This window comes from Aerosakkonema sp. BLCC-F183 (genome assembly GCF_041929145.1).
In the GTDB taxonomy this organism is placed as follows: domain Bacteria; phylum Cyanobacteriota; class Cyanobacteriia; order Cyanobacteriales; family Aerosakkonemataceae; genus Aerosakkonema.
In genome coordinates this window covers 1-23,017 of record NZ_JBHFNU010000085.1, presented here as the reverse complement: position 1 = coordinate 23,017, position 23,017 = coordinate 1, and the positions used below count along the sequence as shown (strand labels likewise).

The window sequence follows — 23,017 nt, the reverse complement described above, 5'->3', positions numbered from 1 at the left end:
ACATTTTTATTGATAAGTACGATTGTAATTGCGGGCTCCAATAGATGCACCGATCATCGACGCTACCAAACCCAATAAAGAACCGAACACAAACGACCAACCCACTCTAGCCGCATTGCCAGCAATATCGCGTGCTTGCTGTGCGCTTACGTTTGGAGCCCGATTCGGTACGTTGATTCCCCCTTGTTGAGCTTGGTTAATTACTTCTCCCGCATTGGATGCCGCAATTCCAAAAGTACCTACTACACCATTTGCTAACAGCCAAGAGCCAATAATTAAAGCAGTTGCCCAGAGAATAGCACCATTGAGAAGAGCTGTATTGCGGTTCATCGGGCCGCTGGCACGCGATGTCACCCAACCGCCAACAAATAAGCCTATTAACAAACTGATAATTGACCAAATTCCTACACCAAGACCAACATCATCTGCGTTGGATCTGGGTGCGCCAGAGCTGGCAAGGCTGCTCAAACCGATCGCAGCTCCCAAAGCACTCAAAATTAATTGAGTAGTTAACGCAACTAAAAGACCGGAAATAATCGGGCCCCACCTAACGCGATCGTGATACTCAACGATGCGATTTCCTACTACAGGATCTACTACATCTGCCGGTCGATTACCGTATGCCATATTTTATTTCCTCCTTTATTCCCCTCATCCCTTCCAGCTGAGTTATCTTAGTGCTAATCACCCTTGAGCTTAATTTAGAGTCAAATTTATGTTTGATATCTCTACCACTGGAAGGAATCGCCGGGTCTATCAAAAGATGGAGATATAATAAAAACCTGAAATTTTTGAAGATCGGGAGTAATAAATACTTAATTATTTAAGTATATCCGTAAAAATTTAAACTTTTTCAAGTGTAGATGAATCAATATTTATTTATCGATAAAAGTATTTGTTAATTAGCTGAAGGCGATCGGCTGTTAAAACTTAATTCCTCTCAGCTAACCTTAGATGAATCGCCAAAAAGACTACTTCCTTATAGTTCTACGAACGCAGTTTTACGGCGGTGCCGATCGCAGTGATCAGCAGCAAGACACCGCTTTGGTCAACGTTAATTGTGCCAGTGTCTACTTCAATACCGACGATCGCATTAGCTCCCAGACGCTGAGCTCGTTTTTCCAGTTCGGCTATAGCTTCCCGCTGTCCTTGCTCGAACACCCTCTCGTAGCTACCTGTACGTCCACCGATGACATCGCGAATACTAGCGAAGAAATCGCGCAGTACGTTAGTGCCATATACTACTTCAGCAGTCACAATACCTAAATAAGCCTGAATTTCGGCTCCCTGCACGACATCAGTTGTTGTGACAATCATTTTTTCTTGTCTTGGTTATAAAATTACACATTTAAGGTTATTATAATCAGCCAGTTCCCATATGGAATTCATCCCGATCCAATATCAAACCAATAGTAGCACTCTCGTAATGGCAGAAACACAAGGAAAATCTACCGTGCAAAAGCAAATTCTGTTCTTAACCAGTCTCCTGCTATTGGGAGGGATTGCGGTAAGTACACCGCCAATTGCCCAAGCTGATGAAGACTACGATAACGCTCCTACCTATCAGCTTCCTGAAAACGACGAGCTGAAAAGACTCCTAGACGATGCGCGATCGTTAGTAGAAGATGGAAGATTTGGGCGTGCTTTAGCAATTTATCAACAAGCAGCCAGCTTAGATAGCAAAAATGCCCGTATTTATTCTGCGATGGGATATTTACAAGCACGTCAAGGCAATTACCAGGAAGCAGCTAATGCCTATAGACAGGCTGTAGCACTCGAAGGCAACAATGCAGAATTTCATTACGCTCTCGGATACGCCCTTGCCAGCGCCGGAGACAACCAGGGAGCCGCTGCTGCCTATCGACGGGTCACGCAACTCAATCGCAATCACGTCAAAGCTTACCTGGGATTGGGAGTGGTTCTGATGCGCCAGGGAGACTATCAGGGCGCGATGCGAACTTACGAACAAGCTATCCGTCTCGATCCTAAAAGTGTAGAAATTCGGGCTTCGATGGCTACGATTCTGTTGCAACAGAAGCGCTATCAAGACGCTATTAATGTGCTACAGCGGGCTGTTACCCTAGAGCCGAACAACAGCAATTTGCAGTTTAATTTAGCTACCGCGTACCTAGCACAAGGCAACCAAAATGGCGCACTGACTGCTTTGGAACGAGCAGCTAAACTGGAACCGCGCAATGCACAGATTCATCTGCAAATTGGCAGGATTCGACGCTCTCAAAAAAATCTGGAAGCCGCTTTAGCAGCTTATCAGCGGGCTGCGGATCTAGATTCCAAATTAGCAGAAGCACACGCTGCCATCGGGGATATTTTGCTGGAGCAGGAGCAACTCCAGCAAGCAGTTGCCGCTTATCGTCGTTTCTCTAAAGTAGCTCCAGAAGAACCAACCGCACAGTTTAATTTAGGTGTAGCCTTCAGTAGATGGGGGAAAAAAGAAGAAGCGATCGAAGCTTTTAACCAAGCCATCAACCTCTATCGCCGTCAAAATAACGATCGCGGAGTACAGAAGGCAGAAGCTGCTGTGCGGGGACTGCAACAGCAGTAGGGTGGGCAATGCTCACCCTACGGTTACACCATAGATCTCTGATTCGGGCTGATCTGCATCCAAAATGCACATCAGCTTTTGAATTGCGATCGCACAAATGTGTGAGGCAATACCGTATTAATATTGATTAACATCAATAGTAGGCGTAGCTATCTCAGTTAATTCACTGAACTGACTTCAGGGCGCTCGAGCCGACAACACCAATTTATCAGTATTTGCACTTACTCGTTCGCTCGACAATCTACCCATTTTCACAAAATTCCTGTTTTCTCGTTAGGCTCGCGGAAATACGTACTTAAGCAGTTTTGCTTGCCTATTTATTACCAGAGGAGTAAATAGTTATGCGTATCGAACGTCAATACCAAGAAACGTTACCTTTTGCTTGGAAGGAAGATGGACGTGGAGAAAGCGATCGAAACTGGTTGCAAGACATTGTAGAAACTACCCCACCCTTTTCTGACCGATGGACAAAGGCGAGAATAGTACAATTAGCTCATCAGTTAGACTCTGAGGAAAAGATAGCTAATAGTTTGCGAACAGAATGCGATTTAGAGCAATATCTTTGCTTTGAAAAAACTGTGGATGAAGAATATGTAATTAATACTCTCAATGACTGGAAAAATCAAAAATTTAGGCAATCAGTCGGGCGTAATTTTGAAATTTTTATCTGCCAAGAAAATTCCAATGCTTTTTTAGTTGTGAGTCGAATAACTGCTGATGATGTTAAGTCTAATATTCCCCCATTGGAGCGATTTCGTCCTTTATTTAATGTCGATGAATTAGCTGTTATCATCAAAGATAATGACATCAAACGTTTAACCTTGCGAACTCACGGCTATGGCACTTCATCAGAGGGATTTTATGATGGCTTTTACCGAGAAGTTAACAACTTAAAAAATGTCGCAGCGAACAAACATATCTATATTGGATATAATTGGCCTAGCGAAGCACCTCTGGCTATTTTTGGCACTTGGTTTGATTGGCTGAAAAAAGTTAGTAAAACTTCCGATATTTATTTTAAGTTTGCTCTAGTGCTGAGCGTTAGCTCTATCATTATTGGCAGCTTAAGCAATGGATTATTGCAAACTTTAAAATGGTTATTTAGCTGGCAATTTTTCAGTTTACAGCCCCAATGGATTGGGTTAATTAGCTTTGTTTTTGTGTTTTGGTCATTGGCTTTCTACCTGTTGCGAGAAGTAGCTTACCAAGGCGATCGCACAAGAGCTATTTACTATGGTATACCCGATTTGGCAGAATTTTTTTCGCGTCTGGATCGGGGCCTTTACAAGTTAACTAAATCAGCGGTTTTGCAACCGCTTCAAATTAATATCATCGGTCATAGCATGGGTGGCTTTGTAGTTCTGAACGCAATCAGCCTCTTACGCTATCATTTCCGCTACGATGAAGAAAAACCCAACAAGTTTGGCGAACATTTCCAATTAGATAAGTTAATTTTGGCTTCCCCGGATGTGCCGCTGGAATTGCTGCGTCAAGGACGAAATAATTATCTTCGCACTGCGTTTAATTGCAGCGAGCAAATTTATTTAATGTCGAGCGATCGCGATATCGTATTGCGTTACCTTTCCACAGTTGGCAATTGGTTTAGCGAACCGAGTATTCCCATGTCTGGTTTGCGGTTGGGAAATGTTTACTTACCCAAACAGGGAGAAGATAAACCGGAACCTTGTATCCGTATCCTATTCAATTCCCAAAAACTTAAACAACCTAAAGCCGATTTGGAATTATTTGACAAGTTGAATTACTTGGATTGTTCGGAAATGAAAGTGGCAGATAATCGAGGCGGCGTTAATTTCATGAAGTTGCCTCTCAATAGTTACAACGGACTGGCGATCGATCTTGGCAATATTATTTTCGGCAATCTGGCTGGCGTTGACTTGCACGGTGGCTACTTCCAAAAGCACACGCCATCTTTTGCAATTCTGAATTTACTGCTGGCAACCGATTTGAATAAAAAGGGAATCGAGGCAGAAATTGAGAAAATCATTGAAAATTCCTCGATTCGCTTTTTAGCAAGTCAAGATTAAATTCAAAATCGACCTTTCTCTCTTTCCTCTTCTGCCATATATCCTATTTCCCCAACCGCTGACGCAAAATAAATTCGGCGATCGCTAAATCTACTGGCGTCGTCACCTTCAGATTCGTTTCCTCGCCTTCCACAATTAACACCGATAAATCGCACTTTTCAAACAAAGCGGCGTCATCTGTGACTTCCCATCCCAGTTGACGCCCTTTTTCGTGACATTCCTTCAACAACTGCACATCAAATCCTTGCGGAGTTTGGGCTGCCCACAAGTTGCGGCGATCGGGCGTATCTTTGATAAACTTAGCATCATCGACAATTTTGATCGTATCCTTCACCGGCACCGCCGCAATCAAACCTTGATGCTGTAAAAGCGCCGACGCACATCGATCTAGCAAATCAGGTGTCGCCAAACACCTCGCGCCATCGTGAATCAATACTCGATCGGCATCTGGCGGTAGCGCCTGCAAACCGTTGTAAACTGACTCTTGGCGCGTTGTACCCCCCTGAATGAACTGTATTGGCTTACTTAGAGACAGTTCTGCCACAATAGCTTTCAAATCTGGCAGATCCTCTGGTTGACACACGATACCAATCCAGTCGATACTAGATGATTCGACCGCCAAAAGCGTCCACGCAATTAAAGGTTTGCTTAAAAGGGTCAAGAGAAGTTTATTGCGATCGCTTCCCATACGACGCCCCATACCCGCTGCCGGAATCAATAAATGCACACCACCCTCACTTTGTTCCAAGAATTGTTGCCATTTTTTGCTTTTTTATAATAGACTAATTATAATCCGGCTAGTTACTAATTATCCTAAAATTTCAAACTCCTTTAAACTGCAAAAAATCCTATGACAAAACGCGATATACTCCTCAGTATTTTAGCTAGCCTTATTAAAAAATCCACCAAAGATGAAGAATTATTAGCACATAGCGTAACGAAAAATTTGTATTCAAAAGTCTTACCTCCATTCGGAGGTGAGATGGGATTTGAAATTCGTTCGTTTTTGGGAAGAGTAGAGCCTTGGTTACGCAATGGCTGGAAAATCATTGCCAAAAGACCTGAGTTTTACCCAAAAGACACTGCCATATACGATCGCGAGTACCTGCAAAAAGAGAGCGAAATAATCAAAAAATACAACGCAGTAAGGGTTAGCAATAGCTATTATATTAGGCAATCTGACGTTAAATAAGCCAAAGTGCTTGGTGTCTGTATCTGGTAAACCATTGCTGTATCATTTGTTCGATCGCTTCCCGCAGACAAACTTTATTACGATCGGCGATCGTCTATACGAAGTTCTGGAAAAATATTTAGACACGATCGTACCCAGCGTACCTGTAAAATTGATTCGCGCCAAGGAAAAAGGTACATTGGGTGGAGTCAAAGAAGCTTTGACTTTGTTACCGGACGACGATGTTCCATTCCTGCTAATTTGGAGCGATTTGCTATTTGAAAAAATTCCCGATATAGAAATTACCGATCGAAATGTCATCGGGTTGAGTCGCTCTTTTAAATGTCGATGGTCATACAGCGACACAAATGTTTGTCAAGAAGAACCATCATCAGAGCGAGGAATTGCCGGTTTTTTTATGTTCCAGAATAGGCGCTGTCTGGGTGACATCCCAGCGAGTGGAGAATGCGTCCGTTGGTTGGCAAAACAGCGTATGCAATTTGATGTTGTTTTTCTGGATGATGTTTATGAAATAGGAACGCTAGATGCGCTGAGTAAATATCAGCGCACTTGCAAGGCGATGACGAATTGCTGCCCGGAGTAGTGGAATTCTGGACGCAAATTTCCGATCTCGATAAAGTCGTGCTAGTGACAGCCCGCCATGAAAATCTGCGCGATCGCACCCTGGCAGTATTCAACGATCGCGGTCTGCGCTACGATGTCGCTATTTTCGGCCTGCCCGTAGGCGAACGCATTTGTATAAACGATAACAAGCTTTCCGGATTGGTAATGAGCTATGCAGTGAATTTGAGCCGAGACGAAGGTTTGGGGAAAGTCAGCGTCACCATCGACAAAAACCGATAATTTTCCACATCTACCATTTGCTTTCCATAGGACGCCTCATGATAGATGCGCGAATTAATAAATGCACAAACCTTTGTAAATTATTAGCTAATTTTGCACTATGAGTATATTCCACTAAAATGAGGAGCGGATCAGCCTATACGTAACGATTATGCGAGTAGTAGCCCTAGTTCCTGGCGGGATTGGCGACCAGATTCTGTTTTTTCCGACCCTGGACGACCTCAAGCGTAACTATCCGGAAGCCGACATTGACGTGGTTGTGGAACCTCGGTCTAGGAGCGCGTACCGGGTATGCAGGTCAGTTAGCGAAACGATTCCCTACGACTTCAAAGATCGCAACAGTTTAGCAGATTGGGGCAACATACTGGGTACGATTCGCGATCGCGAGTACGATGTAGCCCTTTGCTTGGAAAAAAGTTGGCAAGTAAGTCTATTGCTTTGGATGACGGGAATTCCCAAGCGAGTTGGCTACAGCGCCCTCGGTACAACTTTTCTCACCGACTCCGTTCCCCTCAAAACCGAGCAGTACGCTGCTTGGATGTACCACGACCTGCTGCAAGGATTGGGTATTAGTACGCCTTGTCCCGACTTAACGATCAACTTACCAAAACAAGACATTCAGTGGGCAGAAGCCGAACAAAAACGTTTGGGAATCAACGAAAGCGGCTACATCCTCATCGACGCAGGTGCCAGCCAAATGTCACAAGACAAGGGTATTGACAACATTTACCCAGTCAGAAACTGGCAGCAGATTATTCAAGAATGCCAGCAACGTCAACCGGATATGCCGATCGTCCTAATTCAAGGAGCGGAAGATATCCAGCTTGTCAGCCAGCTGTTGCAATCTTCCTCTCATCTCAAGGTAACCGCACCGGGGGATATCGGCAAATTGGCCGCAACGATCGCCGGTGCGAATTTGATGCTGTGTACCGATAGTACCGCCATGCACTTGGCTGTTGCAGTTCAAACTTATACCATTGCTTTGTTTGGCTCCACAGACCCGAAAAAATTGCTGCCCCAGAGCGATCGCGTTCTCGGCATCAAATCCCCCACAGGTAAAATGGCAGATATCTCGCCAAAAGAAGTTCTACAAAAAGTTTGGGGTGGGTGAAATCTACACCAACCTCAACATTTGTTGACAAATTGTGCGCTGGCTGAGCAATTTTAGATTTTAGATTGGGATTAGCGATCTCCCGATCGTCTCAAGTCCAAAACCAAACACCGAGAAAATCTTGAATCCCAAATCCCAAATCCCAAATCTAAAATCTGCTAAACCAGCCGTATTTCTAGATCGAGATGGCGTCCTCAATATTGAGGCAGGTTACATTCACAACGTAGAAGACCTGCATCTCATACCAGGTGTGGCTGAAGCCGTGCGTCGCTTAAACGATCGACAAATATTTTGTTGTTTGGTTTCTAACCAGTCTGGCCCAGCACGGGGCTATTACCCGATCGATCATGTAGAAGCATTGCACCGCCGCCTTTGCCAGCTGTTAGCAACTGAAGCTGGGGCAAAATTAGATGCCCTCTATTACTGCCCCTATCTCAGTCCGCCGGAAGGAGGAACGAATCGAGAATTTACCCGGTGGAGTAGCTGGCGCAAACCGAATACCGGTATGCTGGTGGCAGCTGCTTGGGAACATGACCTAGATTTAAACCAGAGTTTCGTCGTCGGCGATAAGGCAACCGATGTGGATATGGCTCACAATACTGGTTGTTGCGGGATTTTGGTGCAAACGGGATTTGGGGAAAGCGTCTTGGGCGGTAAGTACCAGCACCACACCAAACCGGATTATGTGGCGACAGACTTGGCAAGGGCGGTTGATTGGATTTTGCAGCAGATGGGTAACTTAGAAGTAGTGCGATCGTCAAAGCTAGAAAATGAACACCACCCTAAACAACCCTAAAGCCAAAATCGGGCCACAAGGCACTTGGACTATCACTGCCGCCAGAAGCTCTAATGACACACCTTATTCCGGCACTGTGCAAATCCTTCCTATGGGTAAGATTTACAGCATATCCTGGTTGACTACGTTGGGTGATTACTCAGGGTTGGCGTTTTTTGAGGACGATCGTCTTTTTGCTGCTTGTGGCCCAGATAACACCTACGGCGTTTCGCTTTACAAAATTAATGGCGACGGTACCCTAGATTGCAGGTGGATTACCCCTTCTAACAAAGGTGCGATCGACACGGAAAAAGCTGTCGGCGGCACACCTAACGAATTGGAAGGTTCTTACCAAGTCAGGGGAACTATTTCCAATCTGGGCGATTATGAAGGCACCCTGAATATTAGTAAGTTGAGCGATACTTATCAAATTTTGTGGTCAATGGGAGTTGAATATCAGGGTGTTGGCTTGCGCGTGCGTGATTGGTTGGTTGTTGGCTGGGGAGAGGGCAATGTGTACTGTCTTGATTACAAAATTCAGGGCGACTTAGCCCAAGGTCGTTGGGCCTATCTGGGTAAATCAACTTTGGGTGTGGAAACTCTACAAAGAATTTGTTGAGTTTTTTTTCTGCTTCCCTCGTTTGCGCCTGCTAATTCAGCAAGTCGAATAAGCCATCATCCAGTTCGTAGCCGAACATCTGAGCCATTGACTTTAAACGCGATCGACTTTCCACCCCATGATTTTTCATCCAATCCGTTAAGACAAATAACTTTGCCATCACGAAGATTTCTAAGGCTTCTGGATTGTACTGGATGCCATCTTTGCGATTGAACTGGTGCGGCACAAGCATTGCCGCGTAACGGGCTAGTTCGCCAGCTTTCCAATCCAGTAAAAACGGCAACCAGGGATAGCGAGCGTCCAGTCTGACAAACCACAGCCGCACTTCCGGAATTTCCGAGATCTCTCGCGGATCTGTTTCTTCGCGAGTGTAGTTAATCTCAAAGCGTAACTGCTGTTCGCTAGATGCGATCGCCCCTTCTTGCAGCAAATTTTCAATAACTCTTTGGGCAGGGGAGAGATCCAAGTTGTTGAGATGGTCGGAGTTGACAGCGATCGCAATAGTCATTGAACAATCTTTTTATTTAAGCTAAAGTGGTAATGAGTTTATTTTAATGGAGAAAAGGTTGCAAACACCAAATTTGCCAAGCCTGCAAACTTCTCCGGGGCGGTGGCCAGGAATATGTTACTGTGACGTTTGGCGATCGCGCTGGATGCCAGCAGATGCACTAAACCTAGTTCCTACCTATCCCGAATGCCCTAACCCCGAAGATAGTACCGAAGTTAAAATCTAAACATATTAGAAACTTAGCAATAGAAATCAAGAGACTTAACTATGGAAAATCAAGTGATTCGGCGAGAATCGGAGCAAGCTTCCACTCAGATTGCTACTAAGCCAATCCGTTCTTTAGAAGATGCCCTAGAAAAATGTCAAACAATGGGAATGCGCTTGAGCCGTCAGCGTCGATTTATATTAGAATTACTTTGGCAAGCGCAAGAACACTTATCTGCCCGCGAAATTTATAACCGCCTCAATTTGCTGGGTAAAAATATCGGTCATACCTCTGTTTATCAAAACTTGGAAGCTCTATCGGCACAAGGAATTATCGAGTGCGTTGAGCGCTCGGACGGTCGTCTGTACGGCAATATCAGCGATTCCCACAGCCACGTCAATTGCATGGATACAAACCAAATTTTGGATGTATACGTAGAACTTCCTGAAGATTTGCTCAAGCAAATTGAACAACAAACGGGAGTGAAAATTACCGATTACAGCATTAATTTTTACGGTTATCGCATAGGGGATGCCAAATCAAACCAGCAATAGTTATTCGCTAATGGCTAATGCCTAATAATGCCGAATGGTGATTTTTTCAGGAGGAATTAATCATTAGGCATTAGTGATTTATGGGGAATCGGCTGCCTAAAGCATAGCCGGAGTAGTTCATAGAAACATAGTCTCATCATTATTACTATCCATACCGCTTTGGTTGCTGTCGTCAGTTGCGCCTTCGCTACGCTCGATCAGAAGTAGAGTCGAGTCAGCATCATCAGTTTGATTGACTATGATGTTTTTCGCAATCGTTGGTGTTTGCCTGGTGCTGCTTTCCAGAGAAGCGAGAGCTTGCTGACAAGCTGTATACTCTTGTAAAGAAAATAGGGCACCACTTTTTTCCGCCAAATCTTTAGCAGCTTCATCCAACTGAGCTTCAAACAGACAAGCATTAGTGAGACTGACTAACTGGAGATTTGCGCCCAAGAGATTGGCACCTGTCAAATTAGCTCCTTCCAGCTTAGCGGCAGAAAGATTAGCACCGGAAAGATTAGCATCGGTAAGATTTGTCCAAGATAAGTTAGTTTCCTGAAGATTTGCGCCAGCAAAATTGACACCCGCTAAATCAGCGCCAAAGAAATTTGTCTTCCAGAAGTTAGCCCCTGGCAGCACAGCATCATTTAAACAAGTTTTAGATAAATTCAAGGAGATCAAACTGCCTCTCGATCGCTCCCAGAAAGTATCTGGCGATAAAACCGCTGTGCGACCGATTAAAGTAAGCAGTCGATCGGCATCGAATTCCTCTGGAACTTGTGCTTCCCCACAAGGAGAAAAAGGAATTTGTGCTTCTCGGTGACAAGCACACAGCAACTGAAAAAGATTGAGTCCCACAGCTGCATCAATTTGCAGGACATTGAGGGAATTGCCCAAAGATTGTAAACCAGAGCGTGCTGTGTGAGCCAACCCTTCATCTAACCATCGCCCTCGACAGTAAGCATTCCAGAAACTATTAAGCCGTTCCAACAAAACTGCAAAAGAAAACGATGTGCGATCGCGAGCTTCTTCTCGCCGCAGGCGCTCAACGATCAGTTCTTCTATTTCAGCCGAAACTATGCCGTAACCCAATAAACTATAAATATGTTGGGCGACGCGAGAAGGCGAGTCGATCGCAAAGATAACTTCCCCGTAAGCATCCGCCACTCTGCGAGCCAAAGATTTCAACTTTTCGGCTAAAGCTTCGGCGCAAAAGTATTCTCCCAACTTGGGATGAAAAAAAGAAAGTTTGGCGGAATGGGAAAGCGAGGCAGAAAAATTGCTCACCACATGACCTGCTTTGCTGCGATCCCATCTGCGAAAGTAAAAAGCAGGTAAGCCGGAAATAGCAGCACCCTCCGAAAATTCGCTCGCCAAACGGGTAGAAACGGCGCTTTCCGTGCAGCAGTTGCGACCGCTTTGCAGTAAGCTCAGAGCCGCGACCTGCATTTGTTGGCGAACTTGTTGGACAGACCGACCCTCCAGCAAAGATGCGATCGCTTCTGGAGTGCGACCGCTATTGGGCAAACCTTCTCGAACGGAAATCGACAGGCTATCGCTAGCTGAGATACCGTCCCATGTTTCACCCAACAGCCACCGGCAAAGTCGATCGTAAATTTCAAACCTGATTTGAGAACCCCGCAAGGGAAAGATCCTTTCATCCAGTCGTCCGCAGCGATACAAAATTCCCAAGATCAGAAGCGTTAGGGGTTGATGGACGAGAACCGTCAAATCCTTAACTTCCGGTAATTGGCGAAAAACCCCACTTTGCTTGAGGAAGTTAAAGTAAGATTGCGCGATCGATTTCGGTTGGAGTTTAGACCAATTCTTGAACCACTGTTTGAGTTGCTCCTGATCTAAAGGTTGGATTGCCATTACCCGGAATGAAGCTGGCAGACTGTAACCTAAGTGACTGAATAACTCGGAACGGCAAGTTATGACAATTTTGTGGCGCGGGCGTCCGGATGCCCCAGCATATCGCAGCTGAAAGTTTAGCACGCGATCGAGAAACGCAGAAAATTGTCGCTCAACACCAGGGGCGCGGGGCAATTCCTCCAGCCCGTCCAGAATTAACAAACAAGGAGGGTGTAAAGGTGACAGCCAACCATCGGCACAAGTAAATTTTGCCCCCTCCAAGGCACTATCCAGCGTTTCTTCCAGAGTTTTGCCCAAAGTCGCGTCTCGCAGCCGAATAAATACAGGCATCCAGGAAGGGTAACTTTCTTGGGCTATTTTCGTTGCCCAGATTTGGCAGAAACTGGTTTTGCCAGCTCCGGTGTCACCCGTGATGACGGCGACGCTTTCTGGAGATGACAGTTGATGGGTTGCCCATTCCATTAAATCGACTGGTGTGGTCGGGGCGGAAACGGGGAATTGGGCTGGGGAGGAGGGGAAAGTCGGAGTTCGCCATTCTACCCTTCTTCTGGTTTCTCCTTCTTCAATTGGTAATACCTTGAGAGGGACATATAAATCTTTAAGGGCAAACAATTCTCCCAATATCGGTTCGCTAAGGGCTTGCATGAGATTGGCCCGATAGTTTTCCCGGTTGAGATCGATAAGGTTAGGCGTAGCCGCAGACAGCGCCTGTTCCCAAGCTGACGCGGGAGGGGAGTTTTCGGCATCTAGCGCTACAGTATCGTCATCGCTAAGAATTTGATTGGCCAAGCTGTTGTTGCTCAAGTTACCCAGGCGAACAAATCTCTGCAATTGAGCTAACGGCAGGGCATTTTCGGCTACTACGGCTAACAAATAGCCTGGGAGGGCATGAACCAAACGCTGTACGATCGATTTGGCGGCAATTTCATCAACGCCGTTGCTGACAAACCAAGCGCTCGTCAAATTGTTCATCTGCCCGACCAGCAAAGATTCGCCGATGGAAGAAAGCGCCTGTTCAGCTTGGGTGTCGGAAAGTCTGCCCGGTCGTAGGGTTTTCAGCAGTGCTTGCAGCTGGGGGTCGGCTAGGGCGATCGATCTACTCGGATCTGCCGTGTCGTAAGTTGGTATATTAGCCCGCTCTATCCAAGCTCTTTTGAGTGCGAATTCTTGCTGTAAAACTTTTTGGAAAGACTTGACATAGGCAATTTGAAAAGCTATCCAGGTTCCTTCGTTGCGTTTGAGCGGTTTCTTGCGGCTCAAAATTCGCAGCAGTTCCACACTCAGATGGGAAACTGGCTGGATGTACTGCCATAGAACATCTAACGGCAGTTCCAAAAGTTCTGCTAACGGACTGATATCAAAAGGCGTCAGGCTCTTGACTTCCATGTCCCGAACAATGCGGAAGGCAACGCCTGCGGTTTGGGCTCCTGCTATCTGTAGCTGAGCAATTATAATATTGTGTTCCGTCAGCCACTGCCTAATGCTTAAGCTCATCTCACCTCTACAGCTACTCTGAAACGGCTCCCTATGGTCATTATCAGCCAAGTTTTTGGGTGGGAACGATCGGGATCTGGCTGTTTTATGTGGTGACTGGTCGCTAACATATGTTAAAACGCATGAAAAAAGACGATTTGCCAAGAGGCGATTGTTTGTTTGTTAACTTAATACCTAACATCTACCACTTATTAGTTACCAATTTAGGAAGATTGCTTACAACATTAGTCGCCAATACCCTGCCATTTGTTAACAATTGAACCACCATGAGCGATCTGGCGAAACCAGTTTTGAACTTTAGCCCAAAAGGGCCACTCCATATCCTGCTAATTGACGATGACCCCATCTTCCGTGCCGGTTTGCTGGTTGTCCTGGGTCAGTTTCCCGACCTGCAAGCTATCGCCGAAGCGCAGTCAGCACCGGATGCTTTGCAGATTCTCCAAAACGATCGGCCCTCCGTCGATTTGGTAATTTTAGATTTAGGCTTGGGTCGTCTACCTGGGGCGGAAATCTCCGGGTTAGAACTTTGTCAGCAGCTAAAAACCGTTTACCCCGAATTGCCGATTTTGGTACTGAGTTCATTTTTAGAGCCTGTCTTGCTGGCAGCAGCACGGCAGTTGGGTGTCGAGGGTTATTGCCCCAAAGGTTGTCCTGTTTCGCAATTGGTAGATACTATTCGTCAGGTGGCGGCTGGTGAAGCCTCTTGGCCTCCGGAAATTATGGAAGCTTCTGTCCCAAGTACAGCAAATCCTCAATTGGAATCTCAAACAGGTTTGCTGCCAACTCTGTTGAGTAATATTCGCTTGTCTGGACTGCGGCAAATAGAAGCTGCCCTAGCTGAAGTGACCGAGGAATTGCAAAATGGTAGATTGTCTGTGTTAGACCGAGCTATCCTGGCCGGAAGGCAGCGCGAACTCAGGGCATCCCGCTGGTTGGTAAATAAGCTCTTAGGACAATCTGTGGCGATCGCATCTATGACGCCGATCGACATTGCGCGGGTAACCAGAGAAGCAGAGGAGCAGAGAGACAGAAGGGCGGAGGAGTTCTTTGACTCCCATCTCATTCCTCATTCCTCAAAACGCTCTCATTCTCTGACAAACAGGCGATCGCAGCTGTTTGAGAATACTTACGCCTCCATCCAATATAGCTTGCAAAACCTTACTAACGTTCCTTTGGAAATCGATATTTTCCGAGAGCAAAAAAAGCGGGAATTGCTTGTTTTGGTTTTGCAAAAGTTAGATGATTTATTAGAGGATCTGCGCTTTTCCCAAGTTCAGCCGAGTCAACTACCCGAACTGCGATCGGCTATCCTAAAAGATTTTTGGCAGAATGCAACCGCAGATTTCTTTGGTAAATACTACACCCTGCGCGTGCAAGGCCGGGATTTAGAACTTGTTAATATTATATGGCAAGATTCTGAAATTGTCCAGACGGAAATTTTGAATAAAATACCGTTGGTTGTCGATTTATTTTCTCATCTGATCTTTGACACGCCTTTGATAATTGATAATGCTTCTTACTCTGTGGGAACGCCGGAAGCAATGGCGAGGGCAGAATTACTGTTGCAAAATTTAATTATACAAGTTAGCAACGCCATTGTCCAGCCACTGTTGAATCATTTTGCCGATGTAGAGGCAATTAAGCAGAATTTTTATGACCGAAAACTCATTTCAACCCGAGAAATCGAACGCTTTCGGAACGATTTGTCTTGGAAATATAATTTAGAAAAGTATATTGGCGCTCCCGCAGCTATTTTTGAAAGCAGATATAATTTATTTGTTTTTAACGGTATCGGGATTAAGAAAGTTTCTATTTATGCTTCCCGTGTGGCAGAACTGAGACAACTTTCCCGCATACAATTGGCGGTGACATTGGCGTTAGAAACAAGAGATGCGATCGCACCTCGTCTGCGTGGAGTTGTTGCCTTTGTCGGTAGCGGCGTTGTTTACGTGCTGACTCAGGTAATAGGACGAGGTATCGGCTTAATTGGGCGCGGAATTCTGGAAGGGATCGGTAATTCTTTGCAAGAAAGTCGGGTAGGAAAAAATAGCGATCGCAAGTAGGGTGGGCAATGCCCACCTTACCTTAATGTCGGCAGAAGGCTCCCGTTATAACCGAGGGGGATATATCGAATCGAAGATGAGTACCCCCAATGGCTCGATGAACTGCGAACTAAGGATTCTTGGGAATCCCCCAATATATTCGGTACTCCGAATTAGTGGGGGAGTATGTCAATTCTCAAACTGAATTGGGATCTTCGCCCAACTCTCGTAAGCGGGCGGCTAAACGTTCGGCACGTTGACGTTCGGCTTCGGCTTGCTGCTGGGCAGCATCGGCACGTTCGCGTTCGGCTTCAGCTTGTTGCTGGGCAGCTTCAGCTTGTTGCTGGGCAGCTTCGGCTTGTTGCTGGGCAGCTTCCTCCGGTAATAGGACGAGATTGCCTTCCGAATCGTAAAAACGCAGCCAGATGGCAGTCTCTCGGTCTATTGTTCCCTGCCAAGTTCCTAACCAAAAGTTTAGCGTTTCGCACCACAGCCAACCTTGGTCATTTGCGATCGATCGCTCATAACGCAGGTTAGTATCTAAACGCCAACCTTGCAACGATTCGGGGTCGAACGGGTCATAAACGAAATAATCTCGCGTTCTAAATATCCGTTCGTAAATATCTTTTTTACGTCCTGTGTCAACTTCAGCAGTTGAAGATGACATCAGTTCCACGATGACATCTGGGTAACGACCTTCTTCTTCCCAGACTACCCAGCCTTGGCGTTCTCGCGTACCGTCAACATCGAGTACGGCAAAGAAATCTGGCCCGCGAAAGTCGCGGTTACGCGCTTGTGTGCTGCTGTAATAAATAAACATATTGCCGCCTGTGTAGAAGTCGTTGCGATCGCGCCATGCTTGTTGGAGCGATCGAATCAACACATTCATGGCAATACGGTGGCGGTTGCTCTCCAAGGGTTCACCATCATCAAATATTAAATCAGTGGGCGGCATGGGAGGTTCCCAAGTATCAACCACTGATGTTTCCGGCACTATTTCTTGCGTCGCCTCAACTGACATAGCACTATCCTAATTTTGGTGAGTGCGTCAATATATTTATATTAGCAAAATATCCGATTTTGAAACATCAATATTTTTATTTTTTAGTTTATGATATTGTGTTATAGCGACGGTAATAATATTAATTGATATATGGTGACATCTGGCTAAATTATCATATGAGACAATTACAAGGGTTTTGAATTTGCAGCGACAATTGTTAGAACTTATGGACGATGTGACTGCGACAGAGTTCGCAATTTTTGAGCGGTTTGGTGAAGCCCAGGAGACAATAGACTATTTTGCTCAACTCCAGAATGCCAGAGAGCGAGCAGATTCCTATGAGTCGCGTCTGCATACCACATTAAGGCAAATTTATCCCGCTCAACCTTTGGCAAGTCGTGCTAGTCTGGAATTACTTGCCCGATATATAGAAGAAGCTGAGGCTATTGCAGATGCTATAGCAGCTAGTGTTGCTGAAATTAGGAGGGATTTTAATTTACTATGAGCAATGAACCTAGAATGCCCGATGCAGAAACAAGAGCGCGTCATATTGCCAAGCTGCGCGAATTGGTGAAACGTATGGATGCTAATATTCTAGATTTAGATGAACTGAATGCTAAATTGGCGATGGATTTGGTCGAACAGCGGCGTAGATTTTTTCGGGCGCGTGAAGAAAGCGGAATAGCAGCACAGAAAAAAGTATCTGAATGATAATTTCAAATTACTCCTTTCTGAAGAAGAGAATATCTATAATACCGCCGAAGCAATTGTGGGCAATGTCTACCGTTACATTATCAAGACTTATGCAATGTTGGATTTTAAGCAGGCTGTAGGGGTAATTCATGAATTACCCCTACAGCTATAATTTGCCAAGCAATGCAAGCATAAGTCTTAACTATGCCGCTGTTAGTAACGCCCTATCTAACGCACTTCGGAAATTAGTTTGATGCAATACCCTCCTGGCAACCAGGGCTTTTTAGCAGCTTCTCGACTTTTCTCTTTATCCACGTAAACGTTCCAATTAGCAATGACTGGAGAACCACCTCGGTTGCTAGCTTCTAACTGCACCACGAAACTGCCACCGTTTCCATATATGGAACTACTGAGAATCCTGTAAGCTCTTGGAGCGTAAAATGTAGACACGAAATCACTGCTGCTGGAACACCAATAAGCTACTCCAGAACTGCCTCGTTTCGTAATATCATCAAAATATGCTTGCACTACATTGCGTGCCGTTGGTCGTGCAGGAGCAGGACGGTTAGTAGGAGTAGGACGGCTGTTAGGACGGGTTTGAGCTAAAGAAATTTGCGGATTTGTCAGCGCTATTAAACTTATCAATGTTGCTGCAAGTTTAGCCTTGATTTTGTTGGGGGGGGGGTAAACATAAAGCTATGAGATCGAAAACATCAAGGTAGAATAGAAGAATTGCACTCCTTCTAAAAGAAATTAAAACTCTATAATATGGCATTCGTCCATAGTATATTTACGAGGTTCAATAATTTTTGAGCTACATCGCATTAACAGACCCCACTTATATCGTTATAGATAAAAGAAACAATTTGTTACGTATACATGAATATGGTTGTGTAGGGGCACGGCATAATTAACCTTATTCCTCTACGCAAAATATATCAGACGCTTGCCCCTACATATTTGTTTCAAAGGAGGACTTGGTTCTTTCGGGTCAAAAATGCTGTAGTAGTAGCACAGCTATATCACTTACTATTTCCCAACAGCAACAGGTTCGTTAACACCCAAACGTTTAAACATCGCTTCTCGCGCCTGCATTGCCAAGTCATCCTCTAAGGCTGATAAAGAGACAGAAGTTTGATATTTTTGTTGCAAAGCTGTTTGAATTAACCAATCTGCCAAAAACGGATTCTTCGGTAAAACTGGGCCATGCGAATAGGTTGCGATCGCATTTCGATAAAATGCACCTTCCATCCCATCTTCACCATTATTACCGTAACCGCTTATCACTTTTCCCAGCGCTTCTACTTTTCCTAAATAAGTTCTACCCCCATGATTTTCAAATCCAATTATCACCGCAGGTTTACCTAACATCGCTTCTAATTCTTTCGCCAAACGCGATGCAGTTATCTCAAAAACCACATTGCCAATACACCGCCGCGCATCTATTCCCGGATGTTTGCTGACAAAATCAAATAATCCCAAACCTTCTATTCTTTGACCGAGTGCCGGTTCGTAATAATGACCCAACAGTTGCGGTGCGCCGCAGGTAAACACGCCGGGGATACCAGCTTCTATTATCTCCCGTACCGCTTCGGCTTTCTTCCCTTGCAAATCCCGCATGACGATTTCTTGCTGTCTGTCTTGTGCGCCGCCACCAACTAATAAATCGATTTTGCGAAAGTCTGCTGCGGTTGATTGCAAGTCGAGAGGTAACACTTCTACATTGTAGCCTCGCCATTGAGCGCGTTGCTGCAAGCAGATGACGTTACCGCGATCGCCATAGGTACTCATCAGTGTAGGATATAACCAGCCGATCGTTAATTGTTTATCGTTCATTGTTGATTGTTGATTGTTGATTGTTGATTATTTCTTCCCCACTCTCCCACTCCCCCACTCCCCCACTCTCCCACTCCCCCACTCTCCCACTCCCCATTAGGGACAAGTTGTCAAGGGATTGCCACATTGGTCGATGCGTGCTATCCATCCTTGCAGTTGCTGATAGCTAACATAAGCCCATTCTCCATTACAACTTAATAGTTTTACTTCCCGATTAGATGGTATTCTACCTAAAACGCGGCTGCGATTATTGTTACTGGCATAAACGGGAACGCTTCTGGCTTCATAACCGCGAGTAGTCGTACCTAACAAGGAAGCATAAACCCATCCTTTGCCTTGAAATAATGTTGTGCCGCTGTCGCTTTCGGCTTTATTGATTTCCATCCAATTGCCTTGGGAAGCAGTAATATCAACAAACACGCCTGGAGTATTGGTAGGCAATTTTTTAACTACTCGTGCAGAGGAATTGGGGGCCGATCGCACATTCAATCCTTGCGGATCTGTATCGATCGTATAAGCATAAACCTGACAATTCCGGCGCGAGTTAACTACTTGCTTTTCTTGATGGTTATCGTGGTTGAAAAGTTTGGCAAAATCTGTGTTGTTGGCAGGAATTTCCGCTACTTGCTTGTTTGTCATATCTATAGATACGATGTGGGGATTTTGCCACCCGAAAATACTCCCCAACAGCATATGGAAAAACAGAGAACTTTTCATTCACAAACCTCACAATATTTTACGTCCGGTCAGCAAGCCCCGCACTTCTAACATAGCCGAATAAGTTGGTAGAATATGTAAAGTTTCACCTGATGGCGTGAGAGCAAGTGCGGTGTCGATCGCATCTTGCAAATCTTCCTTAACTATCAACTTGCAGCCATTGTTTTCATCCTTCTGACTGTAACGCAAACGCAGCGCCATATCATAAACGCGATCGCCACTCACGACGATCGTACCACCGGACGCTACGATTTTTTCTGTGTCCACATCCCAAATCCAAGATACATCCGTACCGTCAGGCGTTCTGTCATTCAAGACCATCAACGTTGTAGACGCACCACCACCACGTTTGATATCATTAACCGTGCGGATAGTTTCGTTCATCCCCACGGGATTTTTCGATAATAAAATACGCACCCGCTTGCCATTAACATCTAATTCCTCTGCGCGCCCAAAAGCGGCTTGGAAATTTTTGATTGTATCGCGAATTGTGCCATCGTCTATACCAAGTTGTTGGGCAACTAAAGTAGCTGCCAACGTGTTATATTTATTGTAAACTCCAATTAAAATTTGCGGCCATTCTCTGCTATCAATATCCAGTTTACTCTTAGCAAAACCGCATTTCGGGCAGCTAAAATCGCCTTGGTGCGACAGGTAAACGCCGCGATAATCTAGCGAATGACCGCAACTGGGACAGTAAATCGAATCAACCGCGTGCGGAATTTCATCAAGATAGTATTCCGGTTCGTTTAAGCCAAAAAATAACACGCGCTGGGGCAATTGCTGACCTAAATGAGAAAGAGTCGGATCGTCAGCATTTGCGACAATTATAGTTTCTGGAGATAAAGGTGCGATCGCTTTCTGCCACCGCCGACTGATCGTGTCTACTTCCCCATAGCGATCGAGTTGATCTCGAAACAAATTCAAACATAAAATTATGCGCGGCTGACAAGCACGCACAACCAACGGCAAAATATTTTCATCTATTTCTAGAATTGCGTAATCAGCCGCAAGTTTACCTGCCAAATTGGTATTTTCCAGTAACGCCGTAATCAACCCATTGACCAAATTAGCACCGGTAGCATTGTGCGCCACCCGCCATCCCTGACGTTCCAACATCGTTCGCAACAGCAACGATGTGGTAGTTTTGCCATTCGTACCCGCGATGAAAATAACGCCTTGCTTGACTTGACTGCACAGCATCGGCAATATTTGAGGCTGAATGCGACTGGCGATCGATCCGGGTAAAACGCTCGCCGCACCCAATCGCAGCAGCTTCACTCCCGCCGTAATTGCGCGTGCAGCTGACACCGCCAAGCTTAGTCGCAGTTGATTTACCGAAAAATTGGGTTTAAAGCCTCCCCCTTCTAGGGGGACTTTTCTTGATTCTTCATCCATGATAGAATTATTTATGCTCAAAACAACAACGTAAAATGCTGGTATTTGAGGCAAAACTTGAGGGACAAAAGCAACAGTACGAACAGCTTGATGAAGCTATTCGTACTGCCAGATTCGTTCGCAATTCTTGCATCAGATACTGGATGGATAATCAGAAGATTGGACGATACGAACTGAGTGCTTATTGCAAGGTTCTCGCCAAAGAGTTCCCTTGGGCAAACAAGCTCAACTCTATGGCTCGTCAAGCTTCTGCCGAACGAGCTTGGTCTGCTATCGCTCGGTTCTACGACAACTGTAAAAAGAAAGTAGCGAAGAAGGGATACCCACGATTCAAGAAACATCAAACGCATGGTTCTGTTGAATACAAAACCTGTGGCTGGAAGCTGTCTGAGGACAGAAGGTTTATCACTTTCACTGATGGCTTTGAAGCTGGAAGTTTCAAGATGTGGGGAACCCGCGACCTGCATTTTTATCAGTTGAAGCAGATTAAACGAGTTCGGGTTGTTCGTAGGGCTGACGGGTACTACGTCCAATTTTGCATCGACCAAGAACGAATTGAGAAGAGGGAACCCACGGGAAAGACTATTGGACTGGACGTTGGGCTTAATCACTTTTACACCGATTCCAACGGTCAAACTGTTGAAAATCCCCGTCATCTGAGAAAGTCTGAGAAGGCGCTTAAACGACTTCAACGCAAACTTTCTCACACTGAAAAAGGCTCTAAGAACAGAGCCAAAGCGAGAAATCGCTTGAGTAGAAAACACCTCAAGGTAAGTAGGCAGCGTAAAGACTTTGCCGTGAAGTTGGCAAGGTGCGTAGTCCAGTCTCAAGACTTGGTGGCTTATGAGGACTTGCAGGTGCGTAATATGGTGAAAAATAGCAAGCTGTCCAAATCTATCTCTGATGCAGCCTGGTCTAACTTCCGCACTTGGTTGGAGTACTTCGGTAAGGTTTTTGGAGTGGTCACAGTCGCTGTCCCACCTCACTACACAAGCCAGAACTGCTCTAACTGCGGGAAAGTTGTCAAAAAGTCGCTCTCGGAACGTACTCATAGATGTCCTCATTGCGGGCACGTACAGGATAGGGATTGGAACGCCGCTATCAACATACTTGAGTTAGGACTTCGTACCGTGGGGCACACGGGAACGTTAAACGTCTCTGGAGACATCGACCTCTGCAAGGAGTGAGGAAACTCCTCAATGTAAGCCGAGTCGTGGAAAGAGAAAGCCCAAGCAGTGATGTTTGGAATCCCCGTGCGTTCACGCCGGGGAGGATGTCAAATCCACAAAGCCGCAAAATCCGCCAGGGTTTGCTTGAGGTCAATTTCGAGGGGTTGTCCCCACAGCCTTGACCGCAATTCAAATCCAAGACTGCCGGCAATTATACCGTACCTGGCTTTGTTTGGAGCGAGTGGGGGAGTGGGGGAGTGGGGGAGCGGGGGAGTGGGGGAGCGGGGGAGCGGGGGAGCGGGGGAGCAGGGGGGCAGGGGGGCAGGGGGGCAGGGGGGCAGGGGGGCAGGAAGAAATTCTTAATGAGTGACTTTTGACTTTTGACTTTTGACTTTT

The 23,017-nt window shown here is 45.6% G+C and carries 24 protein-coding genes; 14 read left to right on the top strand and 10 right to left on the bottom strand.

What is annotated here, in order from left to right; translation table 11 throughout:
* Nucleotides 1-6: 6 nt before the first annotated feature.
* The gene (locus ACE1CD_RS24630) at nucleotides 7-627 is read right to left on the bottom strand and encodes a hypothetical protein (RefSeq protein WP_374795817.1); all 621 of its coding nucleotides are present in this window, start codon (nucleotides 625-627) and stop codon (nucleotides 7-9) included.
* A 360-nt stretch (nucleotides 628-987) separates the two neighbouring features.
* Nucleotides 988-1,317, bottom strand: coding sequence for a YbjQ family protein (locus ACE1CD_RS24625; protein ID WP_190471646.1), 330 nt, complete (start codon nucleotides 1,315-1,317; stop codon nucleotides 988-990).
* Nucleotides 1,318-1,426: 109 nt separating this feature from the next.
* On the opposite strand from ACE1CD_RS24625, the gene ACE1CD_RS24620 reads away from it, so the two are divergent.
* Together ACE1CD_RS24620 and ACE1CD_RS24615 are read left to right on the top strand one after the other, a co-directional pair.
* Nucleotides 1,427-2,563 (top strand): tetratricopeptide repeat protein, encoded by a 1,137-nt coding sequence (locus ACE1CD_RS24620; RefSeq protein ID WP_374795818.1) that lies wholly within the window; start codon nucleotides 1,427-1,429, stop codon nucleotides 2,561-2,563.
* Between the two features lie 341 nt (nucleotides 2,564-2,904).
* Nucleotides 2,905-4,608, top strand: a complete 1,704-nt coding sequence (locus tag ACE1CD_RS24615; RefSeq protein ID WP_374795819.1) for an alpha/beta hydrolase — start codon at nucleotides 2,905-2,907, stop codon at nucleotides 4,606-4,608.
* A gap of 43 nt (nucleotides 4,609-4,651) precedes the next feature.
* Here ACE1CD_RS24615 and ispD read toward each other — a convergent pair whose 3' ends face one another.
* Nucleotides 4,652-5,335 carry a 2-C-methyl-D-erythritol 4-phosphate cytidylyltransferase gene (gene ispD, locus ACE1CD_RS24610; protein ID WP_374796056.1) on the bottom strand — a complete coding sequence of 228 codons (684 nt, stop codon included), beginning with the start codon at nucleotides 5,333-5,335 and terminating at the stop codon, nucleotides 4,652-4,654.
* A gap of 123 nt (nucleotides 5,336-5,458) precedes the next feature.
* On the opposite strand from ispD, the gene ACE1CD_RS24605 reads away from it, so the two are divergent.
* From ACE1CD_RS24605 to ACE1CD_RS24580, 6 genes are all read left to right on the top strand, one after another.
* The gene (locus ACE1CD_RS24605) at nucleotides 5,459-5,800 is read left to right on the top strand and encodes a hypothetical protein (RefSeq protein ID WP_374795820.1); all 342 of its coding nucleotides are present in this window, start codon (nucleotides 5,459-5,461) and stop codon (nucleotides 5,798-5,800) included.
* 13 nt (nucleotides 5,801-5,813) lie between these two features.
* On the top strand, nucleotides 5,814-6,383 hold the full coding sequence (locus ACE1CD_RS24600; protein ID WP_374795821.1) for a hypothetical protein: 570 nt from the start codon (nucleotides 5,814-5,816) through the stop codon (nucleotides 6,381-6,383).
* Nucleotides 6,368-6,643: a hypothetical protein gene (locus ACE1CD_RS24595; protein WP_374795822.1), complete on the top strand. Its 276-nt coding sequence runs from the start codon at nucleotides 6,368-6,370 to the stop codon at nucleotides 6,641-6,643. Before ACE1CD_RS24600 ends, ACE1CD_RS24595 begins: the two co-directional genes overlap by 16 nt.
* Nucleotides 6,644-6,794: 151 nt before the next feature.
* The gene (locus ACE1CD_RS24590) at nucleotides 6,795-7,754 is read left to right on the top strand and encodes a glycosyltransferase family 9 protein (protein ID WP_374795823.1); all 960 of its coding nucleotides are present in this window, start codon (nucleotides 6,795-6,797) and stop codon (nucleotides 7,752-7,754) included.
* A gap of 121 nt (nucleotides 7,755-7,875) precedes the next feature.
* Entirely contained in the window at nucleotides 7,876-8,550 is a 675-nt protein-coding gene (locus tag ACE1CD_RS24585; protein ID WP_374795824.1) for a D-glycero-alpha-D-manno-heptose-1,7-bisphosphate 7-phosphatase, read from the top strand.
* Nucleotides 8,525-9,148 carry a hypothetical protein gene (locus tag ACE1CD_RS24580; protein WP_374826531.1) on the top strand — a complete coding sequence of 208 codons (624 nt, stop codon included), beginning with the start codon at nucleotides 8,525-8,527 and terminating at the stop codon, nucleotides 9,146-9,148. The genes ACE1CD_RS24585 and ACE1CD_RS24580 overlap by 26 nt, the downstream gene beginning before the upstream one ends.
* 31 nt (nucleotides 9,149-9,179) lie before the next feature.
* Here ACE1CD_RS24580 and ACE1CD_RS24575 read toward each other — a convergent pair whose 3' ends face one another.
* On the bottom strand, nucleotides 9,180-9,656 hold the full coding sequence (locus ACE1CD_RS24575; RefSeq protein WP_374795826.1) for a CRR6 family NdhI maturation factor: 477 nt from the start codon (nucleotides 9,654-9,656) through the stop codon (nucleotides 9,180-9,182).
* A 58-nt stretch (nucleotides 9,657-9,714) separates the two neighbouring features.
* Between ACE1CD_RS24575 and ACE1CD_RS24570 the strand changes: the two genes are divergently transcribed.
* Both ACE1CD_RS24570 and ACE1CD_RS24565 read left to right on the top strand, forming a co-directional pair.
* Nucleotides 9,715-9,882, top strand: coding sequence for a hypothetical protein (locus ACE1CD_RS24570; RefSeq protein ID WP_374795827.1), 168 nt, complete (start codon nucleotides 9,715-9,717; stop codon nucleotides 9,880-9,882).
* A gap of 41 nt (nucleotides 9,883-9,923) precedes the next feature.
* Nucleotides 9,924-10,415, top strand: a complete 492-nt coding sequence (locus ACE1CD_RS24565) for a Fur family transcriptional regulator (protein WP_374795828.1) — start codon at nucleotides 9,924-9,926, stop codon at nucleotides 10,413-10,415.
* A gap of 117 nt (nucleotides 10,416-10,532) precedes the next feature.
* On the opposite strand, the gene ACE1CD_RS24560 is transcribed toward ACE1CD_RS24565, so the two are convergent.
* Entirely contained in the window at nucleotides 10,533-13,763 is a 3,231-nt protein-coding gene (locus ACE1CD_RS24560) for an NACHT domain-containing protein (RefSeq protein WP_374826530.1), read from the bottom strand.
* 266 nt (nucleotides 13,764-14,029) lie between these two features.
* On the opposite strand from ACE1CD_RS24560, the gene ACE1CD_RS24555 reads away from it, so the two are divergent.
* A complete protein-coding gene (locus ACE1CD_RS24555) occupies nucleotides 14,030-15,826 on the top strand; it encodes a DUF3685 domain-containing protein (protein ID WP_374826529.1) in 1,797 nt (598 codons plus the stop codon).
* A gap of 175 nt (nucleotides 15,827-16,001) precedes the next feature.
* Here ACE1CD_RS24555 and ACE1CD_RS24550 read toward each other — a convergent pair whose 3' ends face one another.
* On the bottom strand, nucleotides 16,002-16,826 hold the full coding sequence (locus ACE1CD_RS24550) for a Uma2 family endonuclease (protein ID WP_374826528.1): 825 nt from the start codon (nucleotides 16,824-16,826) through the stop codon (nucleotides 16,002-16,004).
* A 208-nt stretch (nucleotides 16,827-17,034) separates the two neighbouring features.
* Here ACE1CD_RS24550 and ACE1CD_RS24545 point away from each other — a divergent pair, with 208 nt between their 5' ends.
* The gene (locus ACE1CD_RS24545; RefSeq protein ID WP_374826527.1) at nucleotides 17,035-17,313 is read left to right on the top strand and encodes a hypothetical protein; all 279 of its coding nucleotides are present in this window, start codon (nucleotides 17,035-17,037) and stop codon (nucleotides 17,311-17,313) included.
* A complete protein-coding gene (locus tag ACE1CD_RS24540; RefSeq protein ID WP_374826526.1) occupies nucleotides 17,310-17,519 on the top strand; it encodes a hypothetical protein in 210 nt (69 codons plus the stop codon). Before ACE1CD_RS24545 ends, ACE1CD_RS24540 begins: the two co-directional genes overlap by 4 nt.
* A gap of 210 nt (nucleotides 17,520-17,729) precedes the next feature.
* Here the strand turns inward: ACE1CD_RS24540 and ACE1CD_RS24535 are convergent, their stop codons facing one another.
* The 4 genes from ACE1CD_RS24535 to ACE1CD_RS24520 form a co-directional block, all read right to left on the bottom strand.
* A complete protein-coding gene (locus ACE1CD_RS24535; RefSeq protein WP_374826525.1) occupies nucleotides 17,730-18,146 on the bottom strand; it encodes a hypothetical protein in 417 nt (138 codons plus the stop codon).
* 384 nt (nucleotides 18,147-18,530) lie between these two features.
* Nucleotides 18,531-19,337 (bottom strand): type 1 glutamine amidotransferase, encoded by an 807-nt coding sequence (locus ACE1CD_RS24530; protein ID WP_374826524.1) that lies wholly within the window; start codon nucleotides 19,335-19,337, stop codon nucleotides 18,531-18,533.
* A 96-nt stretch (nucleotides 19,338-19,433) separates the two neighbouring features.
* A complete protein-coding gene (locus tag ACE1CD_RS24525; RefSeq protein ID WP_374826523.1) occupies nucleotides 19,434-20,054 on the bottom strand; it encodes an SH3 domain-containing protein in 621 nt (206 codons plus the stop codon).
* A gap of 9 nt (nucleotides 20,055-20,063) precedes the next feature.
* A complete protein-coding gene (locus ACE1CD_RS24520; RefSeq protein ID WP_374826522.1) occupies nucleotides 20,064-21,452 on the bottom strand; it encodes a MurT ligase domain-containing protein in 1,389 nt (462 codons plus the stop codon).
* 35 nt (nucleotides 21,453-21,487) lie between these two features.
* Here ACE1CD_RS24520 and ACE1CD_RS24515 point away from each other — a divergent pair, with 35 nt between their 5' ends.
* A complete protein-coding gene (locus tag ACE1CD_RS24515; RefSeq protein WP_374826521.1) occupies nucleotides 21,488-22,639 on the top strand; it encodes an RNA-guided endonuclease InsQ/TnpB family protein in 1,152 nt (383 codons plus the stop codon).
* Nucleotides 22,640-23,017 lie beyond the last annotated feature (378 nt).

What these genes read in the sequence shown, in the direction of transcription:
- ACE1CD_RS24630 (WP_374795817.1), bottom strand. Translation starts at nt 627, where the DNA reads ATGGCATACGGTAATCGACCGGCAGATGTAGTAGATCCTGTAGTAGGA.
- ACE1CD_RS24625 (WP_190471646.1), bottom strand. Translation starts at nt 1,317, where the DNA reads ATGATTGTCACAACAACTGATGTCGTGCAGGGAGCCGAAATTCAGGCT.
- ACE1CD_RS24620 (WP_374795818.1), top strand. Translation starts at nt 1,427, where the DNA reads ATGGCAGAAACACAAGGAAAATCTACCGTGCAAAAGCAAATTCTGTTC.
- ACE1CD_RS24615 (WP_374795819.1), top strand. Translation starts at nt 2,905, where the DNA reads ATGCGTATCGAACGTCAATACCAAGAAACGTTACCTTTTGCTTGGAAG.
- ACE1CD_RS24605 (WP_374795820.1), top strand. Translation starts at nt 5,459, where the DNA reads ATGACAAAACGCGATATACTCCTCAGTATTTTAGCTAGCCTTATTAAA.
- ACE1CD_RS24590 (WP_374795823.1), top strand. Translation starts at nt 6,795, where the DNA reads ATGCGAGTAGTAGCCCTAGTTCCTGGCGGGATTGGCGACCAGATTCTG.
- ACE1CD_RS24580 (WP_374826531.1), top strand. Translation starts at nt 8,525, where the DNA reads ATGAACACCACCCTAAACAACCCTAAAGCCAAAATCGGGCCACAAGGC.
- ACE1CD_RS24575 (WP_374795826.1), bottom strand. Translation starts at nt 9,656, where the DNA reads ATGACTATTGCGATCGCTGTCAACTCCGACCATCTCAACAACTTGGAT.
- ACE1CD_RS24565 (WP_374795828.1), top strand. Translation starts at nt 9,924, where the DNA reads ATGGAAAATCAAGTGATTCGGCGAGAATCGGAGCAAGCTTCCACTCAG.
- ACE1CD_RS24560 (WP_374826530.1), bottom strand. Translation starts at nt 13,763, where the DNA reads ATGAGCTTAAGCATTAGGCAGTGGCTGACGGAACACAATATTATAATT.
- ACE1CD_RS24555 (WP_374826529.1), top strand. Translation starts at nt 14,030, where the DNA reads ATGAGCGATCTGGCGAAACCAGTTTTGAACTTTAGCCCAAAAGGGCCA.
- ACE1CD_RS24550 (WP_374826528.1), bottom strand. Translation starts at nt 16,826, where the DNA reads ATGTCAGTTGAGGCGACGCAAGAAATAGTGCCGGAAACATCAGTGGTT.
- ACE1CD_RS24545 (WP_374826527.1), top strand. Translation starts at nt 17,035, where the DNA reads ATGGACGATGTGACTGCGACAGAGTTCGCAATTTTTGAGCGGTTTGGT.
- ACE1CD_RS24540 (WP_374826526.1), top strand. Translation starts at nt 17,310, where the DNA reads ATGAGCAATGAACCTAGAATGCCCGATGCAGAAACAAGAGCGCGTCAT.
- ACE1CD_RS24530 (WP_374826524.1), bottom strand. Translation starts at nt 19,337, where the DNA reads ATGAACGATAAACAATTAACGATCGGCTGGTTATATCCTACACTGATG.
- ACE1CD_RS24525 (WP_374826523.1), bottom strand. Translation starts at nt 20,054, where the DNA reads ATGAAAAGTTCTCTGTTTTTCCATATGCTGTTGGGGAGTATTTTCGGG.
- ACE1CD_RS24520 (WP_374826522.1), bottom strand. Translation starts at nt 21,452, where the DNA reads ATGGATGAAGAATCAAGAAAAGTCCCCCTAGAAGGGGGAGGCTTTAAA.
- ACE1CD_RS24515 (WP_374826521.1), top strand. Translation starts at nt 21,488, where the DNA reads ATGCTGGTATTTGAGGCAAAACTTGAGGGACAAAAGCAACAGTACGAA.